This window comes from Geodermatophilus telluris (genome assembly GCF_900102745.1).
Classification (GTDB): domain Bacteria; phylum Actinomycetota; class Actinomycetes; order Mycobacteriales; family Geodermatophilaceae; genus Geodermatophilus; species Geodermatophilus telluris.
The window spans coordinates 40,508-52,273 of the sequence record NZ_FMZF01000003.1 but is presented as its reverse complement, the minus strand read 5'-3'; the positions used below and the strand labels follow the sequence as shown (position 1 = coordinate 52,273).

General features: G+C 75.1%; 10 protein-coding genes. 5 read left to right on the top strand and 5 right to left on the bottom strand.

Going from position 1 to position 11,766, the window contains the following annotated elements; translation table 11 throughout:
* Positions 1–4 precede the first annotated feature (4 nt).
* The 5 genes from BLQ97_RS10735 to BLQ97_RS10715 all read left to right on the top strand — a co-directional run bounded on the left by BLQ97_RS10735 (position 5) and on the right by BLQ97_RS10715 (position 4,618).
* Positions 5–1,198 carry a phosphoglycerate kinase gene (locus BLQ97_RS10735; protein WP_091365887.1) on the top strand — a complete coding sequence of 398 codons (1,194 nt, stop codon included), beginning with the start codon at positions 5–7 and terminating at the stop codon, positions 1,196–1,198.
* Positions 1,199–1,208: 10 nt separating this feature from the next.
* Positions 1,209–2,036, top strand: coding sequence for a triose-phosphate isomerase (gene tpiA, locus BLQ97_RS10730; RefSeq protein WP_091365886.1), 828 nt, complete (start codon positions 1,209–1,211; stop codon positions 2,034–2,036).
* 29 nt (positions 2,037–2,065) lie between these two features.
* Entirely contained in the window at positions 2,066–3,871 is a 1,806-nt protein-coding gene (locus tag BLQ97_RS10725; protein WP_091365885.1) for an ABC transporter substrate-binding protein, read from the top strand.
* 35 nt (positions 3,872–3,906) lie between these two features.
* Positions 3,907–4,140, top strand: a complete 234-nt coding sequence (gene secG / locus BLQ97_RS10720; RefSeq protein WP_091365884.1) for a preprotein translocase subunit SecG — start codon at positions 3,907–3,909, stop codon at positions 4,138–4,140.
* A 136-nt stretch (positions 4,141–4,276) separates the two neighbouring features.
* On the top strand, positions 4,277–4,618 hold the full coding sequence (locus BLQ97_RS10715; RefSeq protein WP_091365883.1) for an RNA polymerase-binding protein RbpA: 342 nt from the start codon (positions 4,277–4,279) through the stop codon (positions 4,616–4,618).
* 13 nt (positions 4,619–4,631) lie between these two features.
* Here BLQ97_RS10715 and pgl read toward each other — a convergent pair whose 3' ends face one another.
* From pgl to tkt, 5 genes are all read right to left on the bottom strand, one after another.
* Positions 4,632–5,450, bottom strand: coding sequence for a 6-phosphogluconolactonase (gene pgl / locus BLQ97_RS10710; RefSeq protein ID WP_091365882.1), 819 nt, complete (start codon positions 5,448–5,450; stop codon positions 4,632–4,634).
* A complete protein-coding gene (locus tag BLQ97_RS10705) occupies positions 5,447–6,604 on the bottom strand; it encodes a glucose-6-phosphate dehydrogenase assembly protein OpcA (protein WP_091365881.1) in 1,158 nt (385 codons plus the stop codon). Before BLQ97_RS10705 ends, pgl begins: the two co-directional genes overlap by 4 nt.
* 28 nt (positions 6,605–6,632) lie before the next feature.
* Positions 6,633–8,150: a glucose-6-phosphate dehydrogenase gene (gene zwf / locus BLQ97_RS10700; RefSeq protein WP_091365880.1), complete on the bottom strand. Its 1,518-nt coding sequence runs from the start codon at positions 8,148–8,150 to the stop codon at positions 6,633–6,635.
* A gap of 132 nt (positions 8,151–8,282) precedes the next feature.
* On the bottom strand, positions 8,283–9,380 hold the full coding sequence (gene tal, locus BLQ97_RS10695; RefSeq protein WP_091365879.1) for a transaldolase: 1,098 nt from the start codon (positions 9,378–9,380) through the stop codon (positions 8,283–8,285).
* A gap of 34 nt (positions 9,381–9,414) precedes the next feature.
* A complete protein-coding gene (gene tkt, locus BLQ97_RS10690; protein ID WP_091365878.1) occupies positions 9,415–11,643 on the bottom strand; it encodes a transketolase in 2,229 nt (742 codons plus the stop codon).
* Positions 11,644–11,766 lie beyond the last annotated feature (123 nt).

Genomic DNA, 11,766 nt, shown 5'->3' with positions numbered 1-11,766 from the left:
CCTGATGCGCTCCCTCGACGACCTGCTCGCCGAGGGGGTGTCCGGCCGGCGCGTGCTCGTGCGCACCGACCTGAACGTCCCCCTCGACAAGCAGACCCGCGCCATCACCGACGACGGCCGCATCCGGGCCAGCCTCCCGACGCTGCAGGCACTGCGCGACGCCGGCGCCCGCGTCGTCGTGGCCGCGCACCTGGGCCGCCCCAAGGGCGCGCCGGACCCGCAGTACTCGCTGGCCCCGGTGGCCGAGCGGCTCGGCGAGCTGCTCGGCACCCGGGTGCCGCTGGCCGCCGACGTCGCCGGCGACGACGCCCGCGCCCGGGCAGGGGCCCTCGCCGACGGCGACCTGCTGCTGCTGGAGAACGTGCGCTTCGAGGCCGCCGAGACCAGCAAGGACGGCGCCGAGCGCGGCGAGCTGGCCGACCGGCTCGCCGCGCTGGCCGACGTCTACGTCGACGACGCCTTCGGTGCGGTGCACCGGAAGCACGCGTCGGTGTACGACGTCGCCCAGCGGCTGCCGCACGTGGCCGGCCGCCTGGTGGCCGCCGAGCTCGACGTGCTGACCCGGCTGACCACCGACCCCGAGCGGCCCTACGTGGTGGTGCTCGGCGGCTCGAAGGTCAGCGACAAGCTGGCCGTCATCGAGGCGCTGCTGCCCAAGGTCGACCGGCTGCTCGTCGGCGGCGGCATGTGCTTCACCTTCCTCGCCGCGCAGGGCCACGGGGTCGGGAGGTCGCTGCTGGAGGCCGACCAGGTCGACACCTGCCGGCGGCTGCTCGACGAGGCCGGCGAGCGGATCGTGCTCCCGGTCGACGTCGTGGTGGCGCCGGAGTTCAGCGCCGACGTGGAGACCGCCGTCGTCCCGGCCGAGGAGATCCCCGAGGGGCAGATGGGCCTCGACGTCGGCCCGCGCACCGTCGAGGCGTTCGGCCGTGAGCTGGCGGACGCCCGCACGGTGTTCTGGAACGGCCCGATGGGCGTGTTCGAGCTGGCGCCGTTCCAGGCCGGCACCCGGGGTGTGGCCGAGGCCGTGGGCGCCGTCGACGGCCTGTCGGTCGTCGGCGGGGGCGACTCCGCGGCGGCCGTCCGCGTGCTCGGCCTCGACGAGGCGGCCTACGGGCACATCAGCACCGGCGGCGGCGCGTCGCTGGAGTTCCTCGAGGGCCGGGAGCTCCCCGGCCTCGCGGTGCTCGCGGACTGAGGAGACGCAGATGGCACGCAGGCAGCCGCCGGCCCCGCGCGAGGGTCGGCGCCCGCTCATCGCGGGCAACTGGAAGATGCACCTGACGCACCTGGAGGCCATCGGCCTGGTGCAGAAGCTCGTCTTCAGCCTCACCGAGAAGCAGCTCGACGTCGCGGAGGTCGTCGTCCTCCCGCCGTTCACCGCGCTGCGCAGCGTGCAGACGCTGGTGACCGGCGACCAGCTGGCCGTCGGCTACGGCGCGCAGGACCTCTCGGCGCAGGACTCCGGCGCCTACACCGGCGAGGTCAGCGGCGGCATGCTCGCCGCCCTGGCCTGCCGCTACGTCGTCGTCGGGCACTCCGAGCGGCGGGCCCTGCACGCCGAGGACGACGCGGTCGTGGCCGGCAAGGTGCAGGCCGCGCTGCGGCACGGGATCACGCCGATCCTCTGCGTGGGCGAGGGGCTCGACGTGCGCCGGGCCGGCACGCACGTGCCGCACTGCACCGCCCAGCTCGACGCCGCGCTCGAGGGCCTGTCGGCCGAGCAGCTGACCGCCGCGGGCGAGGGGACCGGTGTCGTCGTCGCCTACGAACCGGTGTGGGCCATCGGCACCGGCGAGGTCGCCACCCCCGACGACGCGCAGGAGGTGTGCGGTGCCCTCCGGTCACGGCTCGCCGAGCGTTTCGGCGCGGAGACGGCAGGCATCGTCCGTATCCTCTACGGCGGGTCGGTGAAGGCCGCGAACACGGCCGGGATCCTGGCCGGGCCGGACGTCGACGGTGCACTGGTCGGTGGCGCGAGCCTGGACGCCGACGAGTTCGCACAGATCTGTCGGATCGCCGCCGAGGGCAGCTAGCGCCCCGGCGGCCCAGTGGGGGCGGGTGGGTGGACAGCACGCAGCAGGGACCCACCCGCTCCCGGTCCGGCCGGCTGCCCGCGTGGCTGCGCGGCGTCCCCGGCCGGGTGCTCGGCCTGGCCGTCGTCGTGCTGCTCGTGGTCGTCCTGGCGGTGAGCTGCGGCGGCGGGCGCGAGTCGGCCACCGCCGTGCCGGTGCTGGGCGACGGCCCGGACGCCGGCGTCGAGGGCGTGCGCGCCGCGTCGGAGCGCACCGGCGGGACGCTGCGCGTCGTCACCGGCGACGTCGACAGCCTCGACCCGCAGGTCTCCTACCAGCCCGGCGTGTGGAACCTCATGCGGCTCTACACCCGCACGCTGGTCACCTACTCCCCGGAGCCGGGCAGCACCGCGCAGCTGGTGCCCGACCTCGCCACGGACACCGGCACCACCGACGACGGCGGGCTGACCTGGACGTTCACCCTCCGCGAGGGCGCCCGCTTCGAGAACGGCCGGCCGATCACCGCGCGCGACGTCAAGTACGGCATCGAGCGCTCCTTCGCCTCCGACGTCGTCGTCGGCGGCCCCACCTACGCCGTGGGCCTGCTCGACGACCCCGCGAACCCCTACGCCGGGCCCTACCAGGACGAGGACCCCGCCCGGCTCGGACTGGCCGCGGTGGAGACGCCCGACGACCTGACCATCGTGTTCCGGCTGCGCTACGCCGAGCCGGACTTCCCGTACGTCCTGGCGCTGCCGGCGAGCAGCCCGGTGCCGGTGGAGAACGACACCGGCGCGGGCTACGGCGGCGACCCGGTCTCCTCGGGCCCCTACGCGGTCACCACCGTCGACCCCGAGACCGGCATCGTGCTCGACCGCAACCCGCAGTGGGACGCCGCCGGCGACGGGCTGCGCACCGCGCTCCCCGACCGGGTCGTCGTCCGCACCGGGCTGTCCCAGCTCGAGCGCGACCAGGCGCTGCTGGCCGGGTCGGCCGACGTCGACATCTCCGGCACCGGCGTGCACCCGGCCACCAGCTCCCGGCTGGCCGAGGCCGGCGGCGAGGTGCCGCTGACCGACCGGGTCGACGACGTGACCAGCGGCGCGGTGCGCATGCTGGCGCTGCCCACCGACGTGGCGCCGATGGACGACGGGGACTGCCGGGCCGCGGTGGCCGCGGCGGTCGACCGCGCCGCCGTCCAGGCGGCCGTCGGCGGCGCGGACAACGCCGTCCGCACCTCGCAGCTGTGGCCGCGGGCGGTGGCCGGCGGGCCGGAGGAGCCCGACCCCGGCGCCGACCCCGGCGCCGCCCGGGCGTCGCTGGCCGCCTGCGGCCGGCCCGACGGGTTCAGCACGGTGCTCGCCGTGCCCGACGCGCAGGCCAGCATCGAGGTCGCCGAGGAGGTCGCCGGCCAGCTCGGCGCCGTCGGGATCGACGTGGAGGTGCGCCCCCTGCCGGCCGCCAGCTTCTACGCCACCGAGGTCGGCTCGCCGGACAACGTGGCCCGCAACGGCTACGGCATCGTGCTGGTCACCTGGCGGGCCGACTTCCCGACGCCGGGCTCGTTCCTCGTGCCGCTGGCCGACGGCCGGTCGGTGAGCGACCCGGGCAACACCAACTACGCCCGGCTCACCGACCCCGCGCTGTCCGGCCTGGTGGACGCCGCCCGCGCGGCGGCCGACCCCGCCGCCGCCGTGTCCGGGTGGCGCGAGCTCGCCACGGCGGCCCGGGCCAGCGACGCCTACGTGCCGCTGGTGGAGGCCCGGGTGCAGCTCCTGGCCGGGCAGCGGCTGCGCAACGGCGTGGTCATGCAGCCCTACGGCGGCTACGACCTGGCCACCGCCGGCGTGCGCTGACCGGGGCGCCGGCGGGCACCAGTTACCCTGGGGTCGTGTTCGAGCTCGTCCTCAACGTGGTGCTGGTGCTGACCAGCGTGCTGCTCGTGGTGCTCATCCTGCTGCACCGCGGCAAGGGGGGCGGCCTGTCCTCGATGTTCGGCGGCGCGGTGTCCTCGCAGCTGTCGGGCTCCTCCGTGGTGGAGAAGAACCTCAACCGGCTCACCGTGTTCACCGGCCTGGTCTGGACGGTGTGCATCGTGACGCTGGGCATCCTGCTGAAGATCTGAACGCGCCCTCCCCAGGTCTGAACTGGGAGAAAAGCCGCGAGATCGTGACCGGGCGTACACGTCGCAGGCCATAGACTGCCCCAGCGGTGCGCTCGCGCCGCAGCACGGACGGCACGTCGGTTCTGAGGGGACGCTCGTGGCTGGTGGCAACGCGATCCGGGGCACCCGGGTCGGTGCGGGTCCGATGGGTGAGGCCGAGCGCGGTGAGGCGGCGCCGCGCAACCGGATGTCCTACTGGTGCAGCCAGGGGCACGAGACGCAGGTGGCCTTCGCCACCGACGCCGAGGTCCCCGAGCTGTGGGACTGCCCCCGGTGCGGACTGCCCGCCGGTCAGGACCAGCAGGCGCCCCCACCGGCACCGCGGACCGAGCCGTACAAGACGCACCTGGCCTACGTGCGCGAGCGGCGCAGCGACGCCGACGGCGACGCGCTCCTCGAGGAGGCCCTCGCCAAGCTCCGGGCCCGCCGCGGCGCCTGAGCCCTCCCGGCGGTCAGTCCTCCGCGCCGGGCAACCCGCTGGCCGCCGCGGCGTCGAGCAGCCAGCGGGTGGCCCGCCGGCCGCGGGCGCCGGCGGCGGGCAGGTCGAGTGGGTCCGCGCCGCCGAGCGCGGCCGCCACGGCCTCGGCCTTGCCCTCGCCGGAGACGAGCAGCCAGACCTCCTCGGCGCTGGTGATCGCGGGGAACCCGAGGCTCACCCGCGTCGGCGGGGGCTTGGGGCAGTCCCGGACGGCGACCACCGGGCGCTCGTCGGAGGCGGCCGGTGAGCGCGGGAAGACCGACGCCACGTGGCCCTCCGGGCCCATCCCGAGCAGCAGCACGTCGAAGCGGGGGAGCGGGCCGTCCTCCGCGGCGGCCGCGAGCTGCCCCGCGTACCACTCCGCGGCGTCCTCCGGGGTGGCGAAGCCGGCGTCGGCGGCCGGCATCGCGTGCACCCGCTCGGCGGGCACGCCGACCCGGTCCAGCAGCGCCTCGCGGGCGCCCTTCTCGTTGCGCTCGTCGTCGTCGGCGGGCACGAAGCGCTCGTCGCCCCACCACACGTCGACCGCCGTCCAGTCCAGGTCCTGGCCGGGGGCGGGCTCCTCGGCCAGCCCGGCCACGTGCCGCAGCACCGCGGTGCCCACGCCGCCGCCGGTGAGCACCACCGACGCCGTCCCGTGCACCGCCTGCGCGGCGGTCAGCCGGGCCACCAGCGCCGCCGCGGCCGCCCGCGCCAGCTGCTCGGCGTCGGGCTCGACCACGACGTCGGGCACCGGCCCGTCGGTGCGCTCGGCCAGCCGGGCGGCGATCCGGTCGCCGGGGGGCAGCGTCACCGGACCGCCTCCGGAGCGGTCGGGTCGGGGGTGTCGTGCTCGCCGTGCTCGGCCACCTCGTCGGCGCCCTCGGAGTCCGGTGGCACGGTCGGGGCCGCGCCGTGCGGGCTGTGCTCGCCGACCGACGCCGCGTCGACGCCGTCCGGCGAGCCCCCGCCGTCCTGCTCCGCGGGATCGACCCACACGTGCGCGCGCACCGCGGCCCGGCCGGCCAGGCCGGTGACGCCGGTGGTCACCTCGAGCGCCTCGGCGTAGGGCTCGTCGGGGTCCAGCCGCCGCAGCTCCTCGCCGAGCAGGTCGCCCAGCGACCGGTCGGGCAGCGCCAGGGTCGCGTCGGGCCGGTAGGGCTGGCTGATCACCGCGCCGCCGCGGCGGTCGGTGTGCACCCGCACCTCCTCGTCCTGGTCCAGCTGCAGGACGACGGAGTCGACGCCGGTCTCGCCGACGTGGCGGGTGGCCGGCACGACGTCGACGTCCACCCCGGAGCGGGAGGACAGCCAGCCGGCCAGCAGCCGGGCGGTGGCCGCGCCGGGGTCGCCCTCGACGCGACCGCCGAGCACCTCGACGGCGTCGCCGCGGCGGCCGGCGACCGAGTCGACCGCGGAGGTCAGCGTCGCCCGCCAGGCGGTGGTGCGGGTCCAGGCCAGGTCGGTGTCCCCGGGCGCGTAGTCCTGCGCGCGGGTGCGCAGCGCGGCGAGCTGGTCGGCCGCGGAGGTGCTGTCGGTGATCCGGCGGTCGGCGATGACGGCGAGCGCGTCGGTGGTCAGGCGGGCCGGCGGCTGGCTGTGCCACCAGGTGACGACGGGGGCGTCGGCGGCCAGCAGCGGCAGCACGACGGACTCGGCGTGCAGCGCCAGCCGGCCGTACATGCGCATGACCACGGCCTCTCCGGGGCCGAGCCGCCCGCCGATGGCCACCTCGGCGTCCAGCCGCGGGACCGGCGCCTCGATCTGCCGGCGCACCACCACCAGGATGCGGCAGGGGTGCTGCTCGGCGGCGACGGTGGCCGCGTCCTCGGCCTCGGTCACGCGGTCCTCGTCGGCGACCACGACCAGCGTCAGCGCCACGCCGGAGAGCACCGCGCCACCGGTCCGCCGCTGCGCCGCCAGCTCCTTGACCACGGCCGAGCCGGTGGTGTCCCACAGTGTCGTCATCGGGTGTCCTCCCGTCGGTCGTTGCCGGTCACGGCCGCCGCCACCGGCGGCCCTCGGCGGCGAGCATCTGGTCGGCCGCCCGCGGGCCCCACTCCCCGGCCCGGTAGGGCTCGGGCGTGCTGCCGGCCCAGAACTCCTCGAGCGGGTCGATCACCGACCACGAGGCCTCGACCTCGGCGTTGCGCGGGAAGAGCGTGGCGTCGCCGAGCAGCACGTCGAGCAGCAGCCGCTCGTAGGCCTCGGGGCTGGCCTCGGTGAACTGCTCGCCGTACAGGAAGTCCATGGACACGTCCCGGACCTCCATCACGCTGCCGGGCACCTTGGAGCCGAACTTGAGCGTGACGCCCTCGTCGGGCTGGACGCGGACGACGAGCTGGTTGTTGCCCAGCTCCTCGGTGTCGGTGTCGGCGAAGGGCAGGTGCGGCGCCCGCTTGAACACCAGCGCGATCTCGGTGACCCGGCGGGGCAGCCGCTTGCCGGTGCGCAGGTAGAACGGCACCCCCGCCCAGCGGCGGGTCTCCACCCCGAGCCGGACGGCGGCGTAGGTCTCGGTGGTGGAGGCCTCGTCGACGCCCTCCTCCTGCCGGTAGCCCCTCGCGCGCTGCCCGGCCAACCAGCCCTGCTCGTACTGGCCGCGGACGGCGAAGGTGCGCAGGTCCTCCGGCAGCGAGACCGCGCGCAGCACCTTGAGCTTCTCGGTGCGGATCTCGTCGGCGGAGAACTCGACCGGCTCCTCCATCGCGGTGAGCGCCAGCAGCTGCAGCAGGTGGTTCTGCAGCACGTCGCGCGCGGCCCCGGTGCGCTCGTAGAAGCCGGCCCGCCCGCCGATGCCGACGTCCTCGGCCATGGTGATCTGCACGGAGTCCACGTGGTGGCCGTTCCACACCGGCTCGAACAGCTCGTTGGCGAACCGCAGCGCCATGAGGTTCTGGACGGTCTCCTTGCCCAGGTAGTGGTCGATGCGGAAGACGTCCTCGGCGCTGAACACCGAGTCGACCAGCTCGTTGAGCTCGCGGCTGGAGGCCAGGTCGGTGCCGAAGGGCTTCTCGACGACGACGCGGCGCCACCGGTCCGGGGTGCTCTCGGCCATGCGGGTGCGCTGCATCTGCTTGAGCACCACCGGGAACATCGCCGGCGGGATCGACAGGTAGAACGCCGCGTTGCCGCCGATGCCGTGGCTGCTCTCCAGGTCCGAGAGCGCGTTGGCCAGCTCGTCGAAGGCGTTGTCGTCGTCGAAGGAGCCCTGCACGAAGCGGACGCTGGCCGCCAGCCGCTCCCACACCTCCTCGCGCCACGGGGTGCGGGCGGCGTTGCGGGCGGCGTCGCGGGCGAGCTCGGCGAAATCCTGGTCGCCCCAGTCGCGGCGGGCGAAGCCCAGCAGCGCGAAGTTGGTGGGCAGCAGGCCGCGGTTGGCCAGGTCGTAGACGGCGGGCAGCAGCTTCTTGCGGGCCAGGTCGCCGGTGATGCCGAAGACGACGAGGGCGCAGGGTTCGGGGACGCGGGGCAACCGCCGGTCCCGGGGGTCCCGGAGCGGGTTGGGGATCATGGACCCTCCTGGAGGTGGGTGCGGGACGCCCGGCCGGGACGGGTGTCCCGGCCGGGCGTGGGGGTCCCGCGGAGCGGGGTCAGCCGAGGGCTCGCGTCAGCCGGTCGAGGCCGCTGCAGCGGAGCTGCAGGGTCACGCCTTGTCCTCGAGCTCGCTCTTCACCGACGCGGTGAGCTCGTCCCAGGAGTCGACGAACTTCTGCACGCCCTCGTCCTCCAGGACGCGGAACACGTCGTCGAGGTCGACCCCGGCGTCGGCGACGGCCTTCATCACCGAGGCGGCGTCCTCGTAGGTCTGCTGCACCGGGGTGCCGGCCGCGCCGTGGTCGGCGTAGGCCTTCATCGTCTTCTCCGGCATGGTGTTGACCGTGCCGGGGGCGATGAGCTCGCTGACGTAGAGGGTGTCGGGGTAGGCCGGGTCCTTGACGCCGGTCGAGGCCCACAGCGGCCGCTGCGGGCGGGCACCCTTCGCCTCCAGGGCCTGCCAGCGGTCGGAGGAGAAGACCTCCTCGTAGGCCTGGTAGGCCAGCTGGGCGTTGGCCAGCGCGGCCTTGCCCTTGAGCTGGTCGGCACCGGCCTTCTCCAGCCGCTTGTCGATCTCGCTGTCCACGCGGGAGACGAAGAACGACGCCACCGACGCGATGCCCTCCAGCGAGCCGCCGTCGGCGACCCGCTGCTCCAGCCCGCTGAGGTAGGCGTCCATGACGGCGCGGTACCGCTCGAGGCTGAAGATGAGGGTGACGTTGACGCTGATCCCGCGCGCGATCGAGGTGGTGATCGCCGACAGGCCGGCCTCGGTCGCCGGGATCTTGATGAACAGGTTCGGCCGGTCGACCAGCCACCACAGGTGCGCGGCCTCCGCCGCCGTCGCGTCGGTGTCGTGCGCCAGGCCCGGCGCCACCTCCAGCGACACCCGCCCGTCGCCGGGCTGCCGCTGCGCGACCGGCGCGAGCAGGTCGCAGGCGTCGCGGACGTCGGCGGCGGTGATGGTCCGCAGCGCCTCCTCGACGCTCACCTTCCGCACGGCCAGGGCGTGCAGCTGGTCGTCGTAGGAGTCCGACCCGCTGATCGCCGCGGCGAAGATCGTCGGGTTGGTGGTGACGCCGACGACGGAGTGCTCGTCGACCAGCGACTGCAGGTTCCCGCTGCGGATGCGGTCGCGGGACAGGTCGTCGAGCCAGACGGCGACCCCCGCCTGCGACAGCTCGGCGAGCTTCTCGTTCTGTGCCATGTCTCTGCCTTCCGTTGTGACTGGGCCGGGGGCCTCAGCGGTCGCCGGTCGGGTGGGGGAGGCCGCCGGTCGCGGCGACCGGGCCCGCGGGGACCGCGTTCCCGGAGGCGGCGGCCTCGATCGACTCGCGGGCCGCGGCGACGACGGCCTCGTCGGTGAGGCCGAACTCCTCGTAGAGCACCGAGTAGGCGGCGCTGGCGCCGTAGTGGGTCAGGCCCACGATGCGGCCGGCGTCGCCGACGAACTCCCGCCAGCCCTGGGGGACGCCGGCCTCGACGCTGACGCGGGCGCGGACCGACGGCGGGAGCACCTCGTCCTTGTACGCCTGGTCCTGCTCGGCGAACCACTCGACGCACGGCACCGACACCACGCGGGTGGGCACGCCGTCGGCCTCGAGCCGCTCGCGGGCGGCGACGGCGATCTGCACCTCCGAGCCGGTGCCCAGCAGGATCGCCTCGGGCTGCCCGGTCGAGGCGTCCACGAGCACGTAGGCGCCGCGCGCCACGCCCTCGGCCGAGGCCGTCTGCGAGCGGTCGAACACCGGCAGGTTCTGCCGCGACAGCAGCAGGCCGGCCGGGCGGTCGTTGTGCTCGAGCACCGTCCGCCAGGCGACGGCGACCTCGTTGGCGTCGGCCGGGCGGACGACGTCGAGGCCGGGGATGGCGCGCAGCGCGGCGAAGTGCTCGATCGGCTGGTGGGTCGGGCCGTCCTCGCCGAGGCCGATCGAGTCGTGCGTCCACACGTAGGTGACCGGCAGCTGCATGAGCGCGGCCAGCCGCACCGCGCCGCGCATGTAGTCGGAGAAGGTGAGGAAGGTCCCGCCGTAGACGCGGGTGCCGCCGTGCAGCGCGATGCCGTTCATGATCGCGCCCATGGCGTGCTCGCGGACGCCGAAGTGCAGCGTGCGCCCGTAGGGGCCACCGCTCCACATCTTGGTCTGGCGGTTGGCCGGCAGGAACGACGGCTCTCCCTCGACGGCGGTGTTGTTGCTCTCCGCGAGGTCGGCCGAGCCGCCCCACAGCTCGGGCAGCACCGGGTACAGCGCGGCGAGCACCTTGCCCGACGCCTTGCGGGTGGCCACGCCCTTGGGGTCGGCGTCGAAGGTGGGCAGGTCCTGCGCCCAGCCCTCGGGCAGCCGGCGCTCCCGCATCCGCTCCAGCAGGGCGGCGCGCTCGCCGTTCTCGCGGGCCCACGCGTCGAAGCGCTGCTGCCACTCGGCGTGCTCCTGGCGGCCCCGGTCGACCACCGAGCGGGCGTGGGCGAGCACCTCGTCGTCGACCTGGAAGGTCTGCCCCGGGTCGAAGCCGAGCACCTCCTTGGTGGCGCGGACCTCGTCGTCGCCGAGGGCGGAGCCGTGCGCGGCGCCGGTGTTCTGCTTGTTCGGCGCGGGCCAGGCGATGATCGTCCGCAGCACGATGATCGACGGGCGGGACGTCTCGGCCTTGGCGGCGGCGAACGCGGCGTCGATCGCGGCCAGGTCCTCGCCGTCGTCGACGTGCTGCACGTGCCAGCCGTAGGCCTCGTAGCGCTTGCCGACGTCCTCGGTGAAGGCGACGTTGGTGTCGTCCTCGATGGAGATCCGGTTGTCGTCGTAGACGAGCACCAGGTTGCCCAGCTGCTGGGTGCCGGCCAGCGAGGAGGCCTCGCCGCTGACGCCCTCCTCCAGGTCGCCGTCGGAGGCGAAGGCCCAGATGGTGTGGTCGAAGAGGCTCTCGCCCTCGGGGGCGTCGGGGTCGAGCAGGCCGCGCTCGCGGCGGGCGGCCATCGCCATGCCGACGGCGTTGCCGACGCCCTGGCCCAGCGGGCCGGTCGTCGTCTCCACGCCGGGGGTGTGGTTGACCTCGGGGTGGCCGGGGGTCTTCGAGCCCCAGGTGCGCAGGGCCTGCAGGTCCTCGAGCTCGAGGCCGTAGCCGGCGAGGTAGAGCTGCACGTACAGCGTCAGGCTCGAGTGGCCCATCGACAGCACGAAGCGGTCCCGGGCGACCCAGTTCGGGTCGGTGGGGTCGTGCTGCAGCCACTTGTGGAAGAGCAGGTAGGCCGTGGGCGCCATGCTCATCGCGGTGCCCGGGTGGCCGTTGCCGACCTTCTGCACGGCGTCCATCGCCAGCACGCGGGCGGTGTCGACGGCGCGGCGGTCGAGGTCCCCGAAGCCCTCGGGCAGCGTCGGGTGCGGCTGGCGGGGCGAGCCGGTGGGGGAGTCGCTGGCGGCCTCGGCGGGAGCCTCGGACTCCGTGCTCTTCGTGTCGTTGGCCTGACTGGTCATGTCGGGCGGTGCTCCTCGAGGTCGGCCGTCGGGGGGCCGTCCGGGGGACCGGTGTCCCGTGCTCCCGGGCGGGTGACGCGGTGCGGTGCCCGGCCGGGCGCCCGGGCCTCAGGGCGTCGGCGA